Genomic DNA, 15505 nt, shown 5'->3' with positions numbered 1-15505 from the left:
CGACTCGGCCCCGTTCGAGACCAGAACGTGACGAAGAGTTCTCTTGACGCGCGAGACATCCGATGTTTTGATTGCCTCGTTCGGTCGACGGAGACCGGACGGCAGGAGACACGAATGAGCCGCATCACCGGTCTGCACGTGCGCGACATCCGTTTCCCGACCTCTCGGGAGCACGACGGATCCGACGCCATGAACCCCGCGCCCGACTACTCCGCCGCGTACGTCGAGATCACGACCGACGCCCTGGACGGACACGTCGGCACGGGCTTCGTGTTCACGATCGGCCGCGGCAACGAGGTGCAGGAAGCCGCGATCGCCGCCCTGCGCGGGCACGTGGTCGGCGTCGACGCCGAAGCGGTCCTCGCCGACATGGGCGGCACCTGGCGCGCGATGGTCCACGACTCGCAGCTGCGCTGGCTCGGCCCGGAGAAAGGCGTCATGCACATGGCGATCGGCGCCGTGGTGAACGCGCTCTGGGACCTCCGAGCCAAGCGCGCGGGACAGCCGCTGTGGGCGCTGCTGGCGGACCTGAGCCCCGAGGAACTCGTCGACCTGGTGGACTTCCGGTACCTCACCGACGCGATCACCCCGGACGAGGCGCTCGAGCTGTTCCGGGCTGCCGAACCGCACCGCGCGACCCGTCGGGCCCGGCTCGAAGCGCAGGGCTACCAGGCGTACACGACGACCCCGGGCTGGCTCGGCTACGACGACGAGAAGCTCGCCCGGCTCTGCCGCGAGGCCGTCGACGAGGGCTTCGAGCAGATCAAGCTCAAGGTCGGCGGCGACCTCGACGAGGACGTCCGCCGAATGGGCATCGCCCGCGCCACGGTCGGCCCCGACATCCGCATCGCGGTCGACGCCAACCAGCGGTGGGACGTCGACGAGGCCGTCACCTGGATCGAACGGCTGAGCCCGTTCGACCTTGCCTGGGTCGAGGAACCCACGAGCCCCGACGACGTCCTCGGGCACGCCGAGATCGCCCGGCGCATCGCCCCGATCCCGGTCGCGACCGGCGAGCACATGGCCAACCGGGTGATCGCGAAGCAGCTCATCCAGGCCGGGTCGATGAGCGTGCTGCAGATCGATGCCACCCGGGTCGCTGGGGTCAACGAGAACCTCGCGATCCTGCTGCTCGCCGCGAAGCACGGCGTCCGGGTGTGCCCGCACGCCGGCGGGGTCGGCCTGTGCGAGGCGGTGCAGCACCTGTCGATGTTCGACGCCGTCGCGCTGACCGGCGACCTCGACACCCGCTGCATCGAGTTCGTCGACCACCTGCACGAGCACTTCGTGACCCCGGTGGACGTCCACGACGGCCGCTACTGGCCGCCGACCGCTCCGGGAGCCGGCACCGAGATGCTCGCCGACTCCCTCGACGCCTACGCGTTCCCGGACGGCCCGGCCTGGGCCGTGGTCGACACGGAGACGGTCCCCGACGCGGTCCGCGTCGCCTGATCCCACCACCCCACACACCCCATCACCACGACGAAGTGGAGACTCCGATGCAACGACGACGCATCATCACCGGGCTCGCGGCAGCAGCTGCCGCGGCCCTCGTGCTCACCGGCTGTTCCTCCGGCAGCAGTGCCGGTGGAAGCCAGTCGAAGGACGCCCTGACCTGGTCCATGTGGATCGCCGGGAAGGAGGACAAGGCCGCCTGGCAGAAGGTCGCCGACACCGTGAAGAGCGAGGACGACATCACCCTGACGATCCAGGGCGCGCCGTTCGAGAACTACTTCACGAAGCTCAGCACGCAGTTGAGTGCAGGCGGCGCCCAGTGCGTCGTGAGCATGCAGTCGCTCCGCACCGCGAACTACACGTCGTCGCTGCTGCCGCTCGACGACCTCGCGAAGCAGGACGGCACCGACCTGTCCGCGTTCGACAGCACCGCGCTCGACGGCATGAAGGTCGACGGGAAGCTCTACGGCCTGCCCTACGACACCGGCCCCATCATGATGTTCTACAACAAGGACGTCTTCACGAAGGCCGGCGTGGCCGAGCCGAAGCCGGGATGGACCGTCGACGACTTCGAGGCGGCGGGCGCCGCGCTCAAGGCGAAGGGCGTCACCATGTTCGGTTCGACGGTGGGCGACCTCAACCTCGAGTCGATGGTCTACGGCTACAACGGTGGCCGGGTGATCACGTCCGACGGCGAGCTCGACGCGTCGAACGCGAAGTTCGCGGACGGCCTCGACTGGCTCTCGACACTGGTGGAGAAGGGCTACGCGACGCAGGCGTCGTCGGACGCGTCGACGCCGGGCAACGACTTCGCCGCCGGCAAGGTCGCGATGTACACCGACGGTCCGTGGTCGCTCATCAGCCAGAAGGCCAAGGTGAAGTTCGACCTCGGGGTCACGACGCTCCCCGCGGGGACGTCCGGTCCGTCGACCTTCGCCGCCGGCTCCGGCTTCGGTGTCTCGAAGCAGTGCAAGTACCCGGAGCAGGCGTTCAAGGCCGTCCAGACGATGACCAGCGAGAAGGTCCTGACCTCGCTCGCCGAAGCGGGACGAGCCTTCCCCGGCCGCACCGCGGCCCAGTCGGCGTGGTACTCCAGCGCCGGCATCGACGGCGCCGAGGCCGCGCTCAAGGCAGGGCTCGCGAAGTCCTCGCCGCTCCTCGGGAACAAGCAGAGCGACCAGCTCTCCCAGCTGTTCACGCAGTACGCGCTGCAGGCGGTGAACGGGCAGACCTCCGGCAAGGAGACGATGTCCTCCATCGCCGGCCAGCTCGGCACGCAGTGACCAGCTGAACCAGTGATCGGACGGGAGGCCCGTTGCGGCCCCGCCACGGGCCTCCCGTCCGATCCATCCCCTGTTCAGGACCGCGCGAACGACGAGGAGGTCGTCGCATGACCACCATCCAGGACCCACCGGCCGAAGCGGCCGTCCCCGCGGTCGCGACCGCGATCGCGGTCGGAGCCGCCACCCCGCGGCGGAAGGACGGCGAGGACACGAGCGCACTCGGGCGCCGCTCCTGGTGGGGCGCCGCGTTCGCGGCACCGCACTCGATCGGACTCGTCGTCTTCACGGCGTTCCCGATCGTCGCCTCACTCGTCGTCAGCTTCATGAACTGGCCGATGCTCGGCGAGCGCAGTTGGGCCGGCATCGAGAACTACGCCCGGCTCTTCGCCGACCCGGTCTTCCGCACCGTCGCCCTCAACACGGCGCTGTTCGTGGTGCTCTACGTGCCCCTCAACCTCGTCGTGTCGCTCGGGCTCGCCGCTTGGCTGACGCCGCGGATCGCCGGCCGGCACGTCTTCCGCGTCCTGTTCTTCATCCCGACCATCACGCCGATCGTCGCGAACGTCGTGGTGTGGCGGATGCTGTACCAGCCCGGTGGGGCGATCGACGCGTCACTGCAGTCCACCGTGGGCGTGCACGCGCCGAACTTCCTCGCCGACGAGCACTGGGCGATGCTCGCCATCGTCGCGATGAGCGTCTGGCAAGGCTTCGGCTACAACATGCTGATCTTCTCGGCGGCGCTCGACGCCGTGCCGGAGAACCAGATCGAGGCCTCGCAGCTCGACGGCGCGAACGCCTGGCAGACCTTCTGGGCCATCAAGTTCCCGCTCATCTCGCCGTCCGTGTTCTTCGCGACGATGATGACGCTGATCACCTCGTTCCAGGTGTTCGTGCAGCCGTTCGTCCTCACCAAGGGCGGGCCGGGCACCGCGACGGAGACCCTCGTGCAGTACATCTACAACACCGGCTTCCAGAACCAGCAGCTCGGTCTGGCCTCGGCCGGCGCCTGGGTGCTGTTCGTCATCATCCTCGGGATCACGGCCGTCCAGTTCCTCGGGCAGAAGCGGTGGGTGCACTATGAGTGAAGCGGTCCGCGGGCACGTCGGTGCCACCACGTCGAACCGGACGGTCAACCCCCGTGCCGTCGCCAGGACGAAGTCCGCGCCACGACCGGGGCGGGTCCGGCACGCGATCGGGTACGCCCTGCTCTGCCTCGTCACGCTCCTGTTCGTCTCGCCGCTCATCTACATGGTCGCGACGAGCCTCAAGCCCGCCGACCAGGTGTTCACCACCCCGCCGACGCTCTGGGGTCGCTCGCTCGAGTGGGACAACTACGTGCAGGCGTTCACCTACCTGCCGTTCGCCCGCTTCATCCTCAACGGCGTCTTCGTTGCGGCGGTCGGGACGGCGATCAACGTCGCCGTGGCCGTGCTCTCCGGGTACGCGTTCTCACGGTTGCGCTGGCGCGGCCGGAACACGGTGTTCCTGCTGTTCCTCGTCACACTGATGATCCCGCAGGACGTCCTCGTCATCCCGATGTACGTGATGATGCAGGGCTTCGGCTGGGTCGACACGTTCCAGGCACTCATCATCCCGTGGGCGTTCACGGCCCTCGGCGCGTTCCTGGTCCGGCAGTTCTTCCTGACCGTGCCGCAGGAACTCGACGACGCCGCCCGGGTCGACGGAGCCGGCGCGATCCGGACCTTCTTCTCGGTGATGATGCCGCTCGCCCGACCGACCATGGCCGTCCTCGCGGTGTTCTCGTTCATCTCGTACTGGAACTCGTTCCTCTGGCCCCTCGTCATCGTCAACGACGTCGAGGCCCGGGGCACCATCCCACTCGGCCTGCAGCAGTTCTTCGGCCAGCAGGGCTCCGAGTGGAACCTCGTGATGGCGGCCTCGGTGATCTCGATGCTGCCCACCGTGATCCTGCTCGTCCTGCTGCAGAAGCACCTCGTCAAGGGCATCGTCACCAGCGGCCTCGGCGGCCGGTGACACCCCTCCCCCCTCTGAAAGGAACACTGGCCTCATGACCATCACCGCACCTGCAGAGCCGCAGACCGCGACCGACGCGAGCGGCCTGCCCGCCTGGTTCACCCACGACCGGTTCGGCATGTTCATCCACTGGGGGCTGTACGCCCTGCCGGCACGGCACGAGTGGGTGAAGAACCGCGAACGGATCACCGACGCCGACTACCAGAAGTACTTCGACCACTTCGACCCCGACCTGTTCGACGCCGCCGACTGGGCCCGCCGTGCTCGCGAAGCCGGCATGAAGTACGTCGTGCTCACCACGAAGCACCACGAGGGCTTCTGCCTCTGGGACAGCAAGCTCACCGACTACAAGTCCACGAACACCCCGTTCGGCCGCGACATCGTGCGCGAGTTCGTCGACGCCGTCCGGGCCGAGGGACTGCGGGTCGGCTTCTACCACTCGCTCATCGACTGGCACCACCCGGACTTCACCGTCGACGGCGTGCACCCCCGGCGCGACGACTCGCCCGAGGAGATCGAGGCGTTCAACCAGGGCCGCGACATGTCGCGCTACCGGGAGTACCTGCACGGGCAGGTCGAGGAGCTGCTCACCGACTACGGGCAGGTCGACTACCTGTTCTACGACTTCTCGTACCGCGACAACGACCACGAGGACATCTGGGGCGGCAAGGGTCGCAACGACTGGGGATCCTCGGAGCTGCTCGAACTGACCAGACGGCTCCAGCCCGGCATCATCGTCAACGACCGGCTCGACCTGCCGGGCGACATCGTCACCCCGGAGCAGTACCAGCCCGACAAGCCGATGGAGGTCGACGGCGCCCAGGTGCCGTGGGAGGCCTGCCAGACGCTCAACGGATCGTGGGGCTACGACCGCGACAACGTGAACCTCAAGCCCGTCGACCTGCTCGTCCGCATGCTCGTCGACGGCGTCTCGAACAACGGGAACATGCTGCTCAACATCGGCCCCACCGGTCGTGGCGAGTTCGACGGGGTCTCGCGCCAGACCCTCGACGGCATCGGGACGTGGATGCACCAGCACGCCCGTTCCGTCTACGGCGCCGGGCCGTCGTCGTTCGTCGCACCGCGCAACAGCGTGTACACGCAGAACGGCAACCGCCTGTACCTGCACCTGTTCGCGTGGCCGTTCGAGCACGTGCACCTTCCCGACCTGGCCGGCCGAGTCGCCTACGCCCAGCTGCTCAACGATGCGTCGGAGCTGCACTTCCGCGAGATCCCGCCCGGGACCCGTGCGCAGAACACCGGGCTCGGCGGGCAGCCGGCGGGGACGCTGACGCTCACGCTGCCGATCGTGCGACCCGACGTCGCCGTGCCGGTCGTCGAGCTGTTCCTGCGCGACTGATGCAGCGCATCCTGTCGAGGACCCGACTGCGGGCGGGGAACGAGGCCGCGTACGACGCCGTGCACGCGTCGATCCCGCCCGCGCTCGCGGCCCGGCTGCGTGATGCCGGGGTGCACGACTGGACGGTGTGGCGCGACGGGCAGGACCTGGTCCACCTCATCGAGGTCGAGGACTACCGCGCGATGCGCCGGGCGCTCGCCGACGACCCCGTCAACGCGGAATGGCAGGAGACCATCAACCCGCTGCTCGAGGCCGACGACGACTACTCGGGGAACGACGACGGCGTGCCGCGGGTCTGGTCCCTGGCGGACCAGGTGGACGCATGACGGACCTCGACCTCGACCTCGACCGCGGCCCGTTCTGGTTCGGCGGCGCCGGCATCGGCAACCTGCTGCGCCCGGTGTCCGACGACGACGCCCGTGCCACCGTCGACGCGGCGTGGGACGCCGGCGTGCGCGGGTTCGACACCGCGCCGCACTACGGCCTCGGGCTGTCGGAGCGGAGACTCGGGGCGGCGCTCGCCGACCGTCCGCGCGACTCGTTCCTGGTGTCGACGAAGGTCGGGCGGCTGCTCGTCCCCGGGCGTGGCGACGGGGACGACCTGGCCTCCGGCGGGTTCGCGGTGCCGAACGACACCGTGCGGCAGTGGGACCCGTCGCCGTCGGGCGTGCGGCGGTCACTGGACGAGTCGCTCGGACGGCTCGGGCTCGACCACGTCGACGTCGCGTACCTGCACGACCCCGACGTCTACTCGCTCGAGGACGGCCTGACGCAGGCGCTGCCGACGCTCGCCGAGCTGCGGGACGACGGCGTGGTCCGGGCCGTCGGCGTCGGGTCGAACTCGGTCGAGGCCCTCGACGCCGCGGTGTCCACCGGGCTGTGCGACGTGGTCATGCTCGCGGGCCGGTACACGCTCCTGGAGCAGCCGGCGGCGGAGCTCGTCGCCCGGTGCGCCTCGCTCGGCGTCGCGGTCGTCGCGGTCGGGGTCTACAACTCGGGACTGCTCGGGCGGGACCGGCCGGACGCCACGGCGACCTACGACTACGCCACGGCACCGGCGGCACTCGTCGCGCGGGCGAACGCGATCGCCGACGTCTGCGAGCGGCACGGGGTCACGCTGCCCGAGGCGGCGCTGGCGTTCCCGCGTCGTGCTGCTGCGGTCGCCGCGATCGCCCTCGGCGTGCAGTCCGCCGAGCAGGTGCGCTCGAACGTCGAGCGGGCTGCGGCCGTCGTTCCGGAGACCCTGTGGGACGACCTCCGCGCCGCGGGCCTGCTCACCGCCTGAGCCCCGCACAACCAAAATCACCCCGAACCGCACGGATGCGCGGTTCGGGGTGACTTTGGTTGTGCAGCGAGTCGTACCCGCCGAGACCTGCCTAGCGGGTCTTGGCGCTGCGACCCGAGAAGCGGATGTAGATGATCAGCACGATGATGGCGCCGATGATCGAACCGATGATGCCGGCCGGCTGGAAGAAGCCGTCCATCGGGTCGTGCTGGAAGATCAGGAACCCGAGGAACCCGCCCACGAACGAGCCGATGATGCCCAGCAGGATGGTCATGGGGATCGAGATGTGCTGCTTGCCGGGGACGACGAGCCGGGCGATGGCGCCGGCGATGAGTCCGACGATGATCAAGCTGATGATGAGACCGAGCACGGTTTCCTCCTCGTGGGTGCGGTTGCCGCGGCATGGTTGCCGGAGTCAGGGCCGACGACCGACACAACACCCACTCGGCTGCACGCGTTCTCGGTTTCAGTCGAGTGAGCGCCGCAACCAGCGCTCGACGCCCTCGACGTGCGACACCACGAGCGCCTGCACGAGCTGCGGATCCCGGCGTCGGATGGCGTCCACGATGGCGGCGTGCTCGTCGAGGGTGCGCTGCACCGAGCCGTTCTGCGTCAGTCCCCGCCAGACCCGCACCCGCACGGTCTTGCTCGACAGGGCGTCGAGCAGTCCGGACAGGTACTGGTTGCCGCCGATGCCCGCGATGGTCGAGTGGAACAGCAGGTCGTGCGCGACGAGGTCCTCGACGCCGGTGTCCTCGCCGACGGACTGCATCAGCGTGGCGAGCTCGTCGATCTGCTGCTCCGAGGCCCGCGCGGTCGCCAGGACGGCGGACGCGGGCTCGAGGATGCGGCGGACCTCGAGCAGGTCGACGAGGGACCGGTCGTGGTGCATGTCGACGACGAACGACACCGCCTCGAGCAGCACGCCGGGTTCCAGCGACGTCACGTAGGTGCCGTCGCCGCGGCGGACGTCGAGCACGCGGATGAGCTCGAGGGCCTTCACCGCTTCGCGCAGGCTGTTCCGGGACAGGCCGAGCGACTCGCTCAGTTCCTTCTCGGGCGGGAGGCGCTGCCCGGGTTGGAGCTCACCGCTCACGATCATCTGCTGGATGCGTGCGATCGCATCGTCGGTCAGCGACGCCACGTCACCACCTCCTGATCCCGGCCAGCTCGCGGACGCGAGCCGACAGGTCGACGATAGCCGGGCCTCCCGGTCGTCACGGCCCGACCATCAGGCGGGCCGCAGCCGGAGGGCCTGCATCCCGCCGTCGACGGCCAGGTCGACGCCCGTCGTGGACCGGGCGAGCGGGCTCGTCAGGTAGGCGACCGCCTCGGCGACCTCCTCCGCCTGCACGAGCCGGCCGTGCGGCTGCCGGGCCTCGAGCGCTGCGCGTTCGGCGGCCGGGTCGCCCGCGGTGGACAGCAGCCGCGCGACCCAGGGGGTGTCGGCGGTGCCGGGGTTGACGGCGTTGACGCGGATGCCCTCGCGGATGTGGTCGGCGGCCATCGCGCGGGTGAGGGCGGCGATCGCACCCTTGGTCGCCGAGTAGAGCGCCCGCTGGGGCAGCCCGGCGGTGGCGGCGATCGAGCAGGTGTTCACGATGCTCGCGTTGCCCGACGCCCGCAGGTGGGGGAGCGCGGCCCGCGACAGCCGGACGGCGCCGAGGACGTTGACCTCGTACACGCGGCGCCACTCGTCGTCGTCGTTGTCCTCGACCGTGCCCTGGGCGCCGATGCCGGCGTTGTTGACCAGGACGTCGAGGCCGCCGAGCTGCTCGACGGCGGTGGCGACGGCGGCGCGGACCGAGGCGTCGTCGCTGACGTCGCACGTGATGGAGAGGAACCCCTCTGCGGTCGACGGCTGCAGGTCGAGCACGGCGACCGTCGCACCGCGATCCCGCAGGGCGGCGGCGATCGCTGCGCCGATGCCGGACGCGCCCCCGGTGACGATGGCCCGGACGCCGTCGTGGCTGCCGGCGCTGCGAGCGCCGCCGGCGCTGCCGGTTGCGTCCGCCATCAGGCTGCTCCGACCGTCTGGCGCTGCGAGCCGAGCCCGTCGGCGGTGAGCTCGACGACGTCGCCGGGCTGCAGGTAGGGCGCGTGTCCGGCCAGCGCGACGCCCGCCGGGGTCCCCGTGCTGATGACGTCGCCGGGGTACAGCACCATGAACTGCGACAGGTACCGGACGATCTCCACAGGACGGAAGATCATGTCGGCGGTGGTGCCGTCCTGCCGGACCTCGCCGTTGACGGTCAGCCGGAGCGCGAGTGCCGCGGGGTCGAGGCCGGCGGCGGCGAGCGACCCGGGCGTCACCAGCCACGGTCCGAGCGGGTTGAAGGTCTCGCAGGACTTCCCCTTGTCCCACTGCCCGCCGCGTTCGAGCTGGAACTCCCGCTCGGACACGTCGTTCGCGATGGCGTAGCCGGCGATGGAGGCCTCGGCGTCCGCATCGGTCTCGCAGTACCGAGCCGTGCGGCCGATGACGATCGCGAGCTCGATCTCCCAGTCGGTCTTCGTGCTGTTCCGGGGGATCAGGACCTCGTCGTCGGGGCCGATCACCGTCATCGGGTCCTTCATGAACACGATCGGTTCGGTGGGGATGTCGGCACCGGTCTCGGCGGCGTGGTCGCGGTAGTTCAAGCCGATGCAGACGACCTTGCCGGGGCGGGCGATCGGTGCCCCGCGGCGCATGCCGTCGGCCCGGTCTCGGCCGATGATCGTCAGGTCGCCGGCGCTGCGGGCGTGGTCGACGCGGCCGACCGGGTCCGAGGCCAGGAAGGACCCGCTGATGTCACTGGTGATCGAGCGGAGGTCGAAGACCTCGCCGTCGGTGTCGATGGCCACGGGGATCTCGCTCCCCGCCGGGCCGAGTCGTGCGAACTGCATCGTTCCTCGCTCTCCGGCTGCGCCAGTGCAACCAGAAACATCCTATGTCTGCGTGGTCCTCGGGACAAGGTAGATGCGCGCCGCGGTGCCGCCGAAGACGGCGTCGTGCTCGGTCGTCGACAGGTCGGCGAGTGCGTCCGTCGTCCGCTGCACGACCGCCGCGTACCCGGTCGCCAGGGTCGAGACCGGCCAGTCCGAGCCGAACAGCGACCGCTCGGGGCCGAACTGCTCCACGACCTCGCGGGCGTACCGGCCGACCGGGCGGTCGCGCCAGTCCGGTCCGGCCTCGGTGAGCAGGCCGGAGACCTTGCACGTGACGTTCGGGCGTGCGGCGAAGTCGGCCATCCGTCCGAGCCAGGCCGGGTCACCCGTGTCGATCGATGGTTTGCCGGCGTGGTCCAGCACGAACGATGCGTCGGGGACGGCGTCGACCAGGGCCAGCGCGGCCGAGTGCTCTCGGGCGCGGACGAGCAAGTCGAACACCAGGCCGGCACCGGCGAGGGCTCGCACCCCGCGGGCGACGTCGGGGCGGCCGAGCCAGCCGGGGTCCGGCTCGTCCTGTGCCAGGTGCCGGATGCCGACGAGGCGATCACCGCCGGGGAGCGCACGGACGGCGGCGATCCGGTCCGCCACGTCCGGCGCGGTCAGGTCCACCCAGCCGACGACGCCCGCGACCGGTCGGGGCTGCTCGAGGAGCCAGGCCGTCTCGTCGGAATCGTGCACGGCCTGCACGACGATGGTCCGCGTCACGCCGGTGTCCTGCGTCGCTGCGCGGAGGTCGTCCACGTCGAACCGGCGGCGGATCGGGGCGACGGAGTCGTCCATCCAGGGGTACGGCCGGTCGGCGGGGTCCCAGAGGTGGTGGTGAGCGTCGATGATCACGCCCTCATGATGCCCGATTCATCCGATGTCCGCCCGGTGCTCGATGTGCTTGGTGCGAAAGCGACAGAAGTCGCCGCACCTGCCGGTCCGGTCCGCCAGAGCGACAGTGTGCCGCCGATGTTCGGCGGCACACTGTCGCTTTCGCGAAAGCGTCACCCGCGCCCGACGGCGACAGGTGGGCTCTGGACACGACCACGGCCGGGAGGCACGGTGCGCGTCGGGCGCGCACCGCGCCTCCCGGCCGGGTTGATCCCAGAGCATCCCGCGAAGGCGACAGATCTCGTCCCGTCGCACGGTCGGTGCCGCCAGCGCGACAGGCTGCCGCCGATGTTCGGCGACAGACTGTCGCTTTCGCGGAAGCGGCCGGCCGGCCGAGCCGCCCGCGGCTCAGACGGCGCCGGAGGCCTCGAGCTCGGCGCGCAGCTCGGCGTCGGACGGCTCGACGAAGTGCTTGCCGTTCGGCAGCACCACGACGGGGATGTTCTTCCGCCCGCTGATCGCCTCGGCACGGTCGGCCGCCGACAGGTCCTGCTCGACGTCGACGTACTCGTAGTCGACGCCGAGGGTGTCGAGCAGCGCCTTGGACCGGCGGCAGTCGCGGCACCAGTCCGCGCCGAACATCGTCACCTTGTCGAACACTTCGGTCGTGGATGCATCGCTCATGCCCAGAGAGTACGTCGGCGGACCCCCGCGCATTCCCTACGATTGGGGCATGCCGCCAGGACCCGACCCCGAGACGCGATCCTGGGCGTCGGCGGACGTCCGGCGCTTCGCCGCGGTCACGAACCTGCTCGTCGCAGCCCGTCGGTTCCGCATCGTCGGTGGCGACCCCCGCGACGCGTCGGCGCTGGACGGCCTGCTGACCGGCCTCGGTGCGCGCCCGGCCGCGGAGCACGAACCGATCGACCAGCTCTGGTGCCTCGGTTCCCCCGAGGACTCCACCCCCGTCATCGAGCGCGAGGCGGACCGCCCCCGCGGCGCCACGCTCATCGTGATCGACGCCGGCCGGCACCTGCCCGCGGTCGACGAGGACGCCTTCGGCCCCGTCGTCACCGCCCGCCCCGGCGTGCTCGGCGTCCCCATGCTCTCCGACGACGTCTTCCTGGTCTCCACCGGCCGCGACCCCGAGGACGACCCGGCCGCCGACGCCCGGCTGCGCTGGGCACGGCGCTCGATGCCCGTCTCGCGCGCGGTCGCCGCCGAACTCCGCGACGGCGGACTCCTGCGCGGCACCCGCATCGGCGTCGCGATGTTCCTCGAGCCGAAGACGGCGGTGCTGAGCCTGCTCCTCCGCGACGCCGGTGCCGAGGTCGTCGTCTACGCGCACGCCGACGAGACCGACGACGCCGTGGCCGCGTCGCTCCGGGCAGCGGGGCTCACGGTGCACGCGAGCAGCACGGCCTCGCTGCCGGAGCAGAAGGCGCTCGCCCTCGCGATGCTCGACACCCGGCCGCACATCCTGCTCGACGACGGTTCCCACGTCATCCGGCTCGCCCACCAGGAGCGTCCGGACCTGCTGCCGACGATGCTCGGCGCGGCCGAGGAGACCACGAGCGGCCTCCGACCCCTGCGCGTGATGGCGTCGCGGGGCGAGCTCGGCATCCCCGTGGTCGCCGTCAACGACGCCCGCACCAAGACGTTCTTCGACAACCGGTACGGCACCGGGCAGTCGACGGTGTTCGCGATGCTCGACCTGGTCGACGGGCTCCCGTCCGGTACGCACCGAGCGATCTCGGGAGGCGCGGCGGTCGTCGCCGGGTTCGGGCACGTCGGCGAGGGGGTCGCGTTGGTGCTCTCCGCCCTCGGGTTCCGGGTCACGGTCGCCGAGACCGACCCGGTGCGCGCCCTGCAGGCGCTGTTCGCCGGCCACGCCGTCGCACCGCTCGCCGAGGCGGTGCAGGACGCCGACCTCGTGGTGAGCGCCACCGGGGTCGCCGACACCATCGACCTGCGCGTGCTGCGCTCGTGCGCGGACGGGGCCGTCGTCGCCGTCGCGGGCGGGGTCGACCACGAGGTCGCGCTCGACGACGCCCGCGCCGCCGGTGCCGAACTGCGGCCGGTGGGTCCGAAGGCCGAGCGCCTCGTGTTCCCCGACGCCGAGGGCGGACCCATCGTGCTCGACCGCGGCGGCTGCATCAACATCACGGCGGCCGAGGGCAACCCGATCGAGATCATGGACCTGTCCTTCGCCGCGCAGCTCGGGGCCGTCCGCATGCTGCTGGAGCGCGGCGACGAACTGGAGCGAGCCGTCGTGCCCATCGATCCCGCGGTCGACGACGCGACCGCCCGCACGGCGCTCGCCGCGTTCGGAGCGCGCCCCGTTCCTCCCGGCCTTCCAGCCGAACACCCTGCGGACCGCGAGCCGGACGTCCGGACGCGCCGTTTCGGAGACCCCGCATGAGCGAGTCGCGCCCGAGCACCGCGCCCCCGAGCGCCACGCACCCGCGTGCCGACCACTCCGTCGTCGTGCACTCGGCGCGCGTCGTCGTGCCGATGACCGCGCCCCCGATCGCCGACGGTGCCGTCGCCGTGCAGGACGGCCGCATCCTGCACGTCGGCGACCGGTCCTGGGTCGTCGACCAGCTCGCCGGCTCGGGTGCGACGTTCACCGAACGGCAGTGGCGCGGAGCCCTCCTGCCGGGCCTCGTCAACGCGCACTCGCACCTGCAGTACACCGGCATGGCCAGTGTCGGCCGAGGCCAGTACAACGGTTTCGAGGACTGGGCGTCCGCGTTCAACCAGGACTACGCCGAACCGCACGACTGGCGGGCCGAAGCAGCCGCTGGTGCCGCCGCCTCGATCCGCGGGGGCGTCACGAGCATCGCGGACATCGTCACCGACATCGAGGCCTCCACCGCGCTCGAGGATGCCGGGCTCGGCGGCATCGCCTACTGGGAGGTGATGGACTGGGAGAACGACGCCTGGCAGTCGCACGGCCGCGACCAGGTGCTCGACGAACTCGCCCGGATCCCGACGAACCCCGGCGCCGGTCTGTCGCCGCATGCGCCGTACTCGCTCGAGGTCGCGCCCCTCCTCGAACTCCCCGACATCGTCCGGCAGCGTGGGCTCCGCCTGCACCTGCACCTCGGCGAGGCCGCCTTCGAAGGTGAGCGCATCGCCCTCGGACCGGTCCCCGGACTCGACGGCGTCGACGGCGTCGGCCACGGCAACGACTGGCACCTGGCGAACGTGCCCTCGTTCCGGGCGCTCCGGGCACTCGGGTTCGGGGCGAGCGCCACCGCGTTCGTCGACCGGCTCGGGGTGCTCGGCCCGGACTGCCACATCGCGCACGGCGTCTACATGACCGCTGCCGACCGGGCGCTCCTGCGCGCTCGCGGCACCGCAGTCGCACTGTGCCCGCGTTCGAACGCCGTCATCGGCCTCGATCCGCCACCGGTCGCCGACTACCTGCGCGAGGGCAGCCCGATCGCCATCGGCACCGACTCGCTGTCGTCGTCACCGTCCCTCGACCTGATGGCCGACGTCACGGCGTTGCACCGGATCGCCCGTGCTCAGGGGTACGGCCACCGCGACCTGCACGAGCGGCTCCTGTCGGCGGCGACGCTCGGTGGTGCGCACGCCATGGGACTCGCCGTCGGGCCGGACCGCATCGGCCACCTCGCCGTGGGGGCCCGCGCCGACCTGGCCGCCTTCGACGTCGATGCCCGCACCGTGCCCGACGCACTCGCCGAGCTCGTCGAGGACGGGGCCGGGCGTGCGTCCGCAACCGTCATCCGTGGGGTCGTCCGCGCCGTCGACGGAGCACTGACCGGCGTGCCCACGTCGTCGCCCGACCGCCCCGCTCGCCCTGTCATCCCTGTGGAGGAATCATGACCGAGACCGCACCCCGCCCCGGCATGGCCGCCCGTCGCACCGTCGACGGCGAACTGATCGAGTGGCTCGACGTGCCGAAGCGCGCCATCGCCCTCGGCATGGAACCGCACCCCGAGGGCGGTTGGTACGTCCGCACCTGGACCTCGCCGGCCACGGTGACGACGCCCGCGGGGGACCGCCCCGCCGCGACCCTGATCCACTTCCTGCTGCCCCCGGGCGAGGCCTCGGCCTGGCACCGGGTGACGAGCGACGAGATCTGGATGTGGCACGGTCCGGACACCGTGGAGCTCGAACTCGGCGGCTCCGGCGATGCTCCCGAGCCCGGCGCGCGGATCACCCTCGGGCCCGACGCCGGACGTGACCGGGTGAACGACGCACAGGCGTTCGTGCGCGGCGGCGTGTGGCAGCGGACGATCCCGAACGACGGCGAGGTGCTGCTGAGCTGCCTGGTGTCGCCGGGCTTCTCGTTCGAGGACTTCACGATGGCCGACTGACCTATCACTTGCGTGACCGCGGCGTCGAGTG

16 protein-coding genes are annotated in these 15505 nt (G+C 71.1%); 10 read left to right on the top strand and 6 right to left on the bottom strand.

Translation table 11 applies throughout. From position 1 onward, the window contains the following. Window positions 1–114 precede the first annotated feature (114 nt). The 7 genes from EDF48_RS00320 to EDF48_RS00290 all read left to right on the top strand — a co-directional run bounded on the left by EDF48_RS00320 (window position 115) and on the right by EDF48_RS00290 (window position 7378). Window positions 115–1452: an enolase C-terminal domain-like protein gene (locus EDF48_RS00320; protein WP_131877429.1), complete on the top strand. Its 1338-nt coding sequence runs from the start codon at window positions 115–117 to the stop codon at window positions 1450–1452. A 47-nt stretch (window positions 1453–1499) separates the two neighbouring features. After that, the gene (locus EDF48_RS00315; RefSeq protein ID WP_235035775.1) at window positions 1500–2738 is read left to right on the top strand and encodes a sugar ABC transporter substrate-binding protein; all 1239 of its coding nucleotides are present in this window, start codon (window positions 1500–1502) and stop codon (window positions 2736–2738) included. A gap of 107 nt (window positions 2739–2845) precedes the next feature. Further along, window positions 2846–3823, top strand: a complete 978-nt coding sequence (locus EDF48_RS00310; RefSeq protein ID WP_123936828.1) for a sugar ABC transporter permease — start codon at window positions 2846–2848, stop codon at window positions 3821–3823. Continuing rightward, window positions 3816–4733 (top strand): carbohydrate ABC transporter permease, encoded by a 918-nt coding sequence (locus EDF48_RS00305; RefSeq protein WP_123936827.1) that lies wholly within the window; start codon window positions 3816–3818, stop codon window positions 4731–4733. The genes EDF48_RS00310 and EDF48_RS00305 overlap by 8 nt, the downstream gene beginning before the upstream one ends. Before the next feature lie 34 nt (window positions 4734–4767). Further along, entirely contained in the window at window positions 4768–6093 is a 1326-nt protein-coding gene (locus EDF48_RS00300) for an alpha-L-fucosidase (protein WP_131877427.1), read from the top strand. Next, on the top strand, window positions 6093–6419 hold the full coding sequence (locus EDF48_RS00295; RefSeq protein WP_111086326.1) for an L-rhamnose mutarotase: 327 nt from the start codon (window positions 6093–6095) through the stop codon (window positions 6417–6419). The genes EDF48_RS00300 and EDF48_RS00295 overlap by 1 nt, the downstream gene beginning before the upstream one ends. Next, window positions 6416–7378, top strand: a complete 963-nt coding sequence (locus EDF48_RS00290; RefSeq protein WP_131877425.1) for an aldo/keto reductase — start codon at window positions 6416–6418, stop codon at window positions 7376–7378. The genes EDF48_RS00295 and EDF48_RS00290 overlap by 4 nt, the downstream gene beginning before the upstream one ends. Window positions 7379–7469: 91 nt before the next feature. Here the strand turns inward: EDF48_RS00290 and EDF48_RS00285 are convergent, their stop codons facing one another. The 6 genes from EDF48_RS00285 to EDF48_RS00260 form a co-directional block, all read right to left on the bottom strand. After that, window positions 7470–7748, bottom strand: a complete 279-nt coding sequence (locus EDF48_RS00285; protein ID WP_123936825.1) for a GlsB/YeaQ/YmgE family stress response membrane protein — start codon at window positions 7746–7748, stop codon at window positions 7470–7472. Window positions 7749–7844: 96 nt separating this feature from the next. Beyond that, window positions 7845–8522 (bottom strand): FadR/GntR family transcriptional regulator, encoded by a 678-nt coding sequence (locus tag EDF48_RS00280; RefSeq protein WP_111086323.1) that lies wholly within the window; start codon window positions 8520–8522, stop codon window positions 7845–7847. Window positions 8523–8609: 87 nt separating this feature from the next. Next, window positions 8610–9395, bottom strand: coding sequence for an SDR family oxidoreductase (locus EDF48_RS00275; protein ID WP_131877423.1), 786 nt, complete (start codon window positions 9393–9395; stop codon window positions 8610–8612). Beyond that, the gene (locus EDF48_RS00270) at window positions 9395–10264 is read right to left on the bottom strand and encodes a fumarylacetoacetate hydrolase family protein (RefSeq protein WP_131877421.1); all 870 of its coding nucleotides are present in this window, start codon (window positions 10262–10264) and stop codon (window positions 9395–9397) included. Before EDF48_RS00270 ends, EDF48_RS00275 begins: the two co-directional genes overlap by 1 nt. A gap of 42 nt (window positions 10265–10306) precedes the next feature. Continuing rightward, complete coding sequence (locus EDF48_RS00265; protein ID WP_131877419.1) at window positions 10307–11146, bottom strand: amidohydrolase family protein; 840 nt, start codon at window positions 11144–11146, stop codon at window positions 10307–10309. A 387-nt stretch (window positions 11147–11533) separates the two neighbouring features. Continuing rightward, entirely contained in the window at window positions 11534–11809 is a 276-nt protein-coding gene (locus EDF48_RS00260; RefSeq protein ID WP_123340820.1) for a glutaredoxin domain-containing protein, read from the bottom strand. Between the two features lie 49 nt (window positions 11810–11858). Between EDF48_RS00260 and EDF48_RS00255 the strand changes: the two genes are divergently transcribed. The 3 genes from EDF48_RS00255 to EDF48_RS00245 are packed head-to-tail and all read left to right on the top strand — an operon-like array spanning window position 11859 to window position 15474. Beyond that, on the top strand, window positions 11859–13547 hold the full coding sequence (locus EDF48_RS00255) for an adenosylhomocysteinase (protein ID WP_165932295.1): 1689 nt from the start codon (window positions 11859–11861) through the stop codon (window positions 13545–13547). Further along, complete coding sequence (locus tag EDF48_RS00250) at window positions 13544–14980, top strand: amidohydrolase family protein (RefSeq protein ID WP_347812841.1); 1437 nt, start codon at window positions 13544–13546, stop codon at window positions 14978–14980. Before EDF48_RS00255 ends, EDF48_RS00250 begins: the two co-directional genes overlap by 4 nt. After that, window positions 14977–15474: a cupin domain-containing protein gene (locus EDF48_RS00245; RefSeq protein ID WP_235035774.1), complete on the top strand. Its 498-nt coding sequence runs from the start codon at window positions 14977–14979 to the stop codon at window positions 15472–15474. The genes EDF48_RS00250 and EDF48_RS00245 overlap by 4 nt, the downstream gene beginning before the upstream one ends. Window positions 15475–15505 lie beyond the last annotated feature (31 nt).

This window comes from Curtobacterium sp. PhB191, from assembly GCF_004346515.1.
Lineage (GTDB): Bacteria > Actinomycetota > Actinomycetes > Actinomycetales > Microbacteriaceae > Curtobacterium.
This window is presented reverse-complemented; position numbering and strand designations above follow the sequence as displayed.

What these genes read in the sequence shown, in the direction of transcription:
- EDF48_RS00320 (WP_131877429.1), top strand. Translation starts at nt 115, where the DNA reads ATGAGCCGCATCACCGGTCTGCACGTGCGCGACATCCGTTTCCCGACC.
- EDF48_RS00315 (WP_235035775.1), top strand. Translation starts at nt 1,500, where the DNA reads ATGCAACGACGACGCATCATCACCGGGCTCGCGGCAGCAGCTGCCGCG.
- EDF48_RS00310 (WP_123936828.1), top strand. Translation starts at nt 2,846, where the DNA reads ATGACCACCATCCAGGACCCACCGGCCGAAGCGGCCGTCCCCGCGGTC.
- EDF48_RS00305 (WP_123936827.1), top strand. Translation starts at nt 3,816, where the DNA reads ATGAGTGAAGCGGTCCGCGGGCACGTCGGTGCCACCACGTCGAACCGG.
- EDF48_RS00300 (WP_131877427.1), top strand. Translation starts at nt 4,768, where the DNA reads ATGACCATCACCGCACCTGCAGAGCCGCAGACCGCGACCGACGCGAGC.
- EDF48_RS00295 (WP_111086326.1), top strand. Translation starts at nt 6,093, where the DNA reads ATGCAGCGCATCCTGTCGAGGACCCGACTGCGGGCGGGGAACGAGGCC.
- EDF48_RS00290 (WP_131877425.1), top strand. Translation starts at nt 6,416, where the DNA reads ATGACGGACCTCGACCTCGACCTCGACCGCGGCCCGTTCTGGTTCGGC.
- EDF48_RS00275 (WP_131877423.1), bottom strand. Translation starts at nt 9,395, where the DNA reads ATGGCGGACGCAACCGGCAGCGCCGGCGGCGCTCGCAGCGCCGGCAGC.
- EDF48_RS00270 (WP_131877421.1), bottom strand. Translation starts at nt 10,264, where the DNA reads ATGCAGTTCGCACGACTCGGCCCGGCGGGGAGCGAGATCCCCGTGGCC.
- EDF48_RS00260 (WP_123340820.1), bottom strand. Translation starts at nt 11,809, where the DNA reads ATGAGCGATGCATCCACGACCGAAGTGTTCGACAAGGTGACGATGTTC.
- EDF48_RS00255 (WP_165932295.1), top strand. Translation starts at nt 11,859, where the DNA reads ATGCCGCCAGGACCCGACCCCGAGACGCGATCCTGGGCGTCGGCGGAC.
- EDF48_RS00250 (WP_347812841.1), top strand. Translation starts at nt 13,544, where the DNA reads ATGAGCGAGTCGCGCCCGAGCACCGCGCCCCCGAGCGCCACGCACCCG.
- EDF48_RS00245 (WP_235035774.1), top strand. Translation starts at nt 14,977, where the DNA reads ATGACCGAGACCGCACCCCGCCCCGGCATGGCCGCCCGTCGCACCGTC.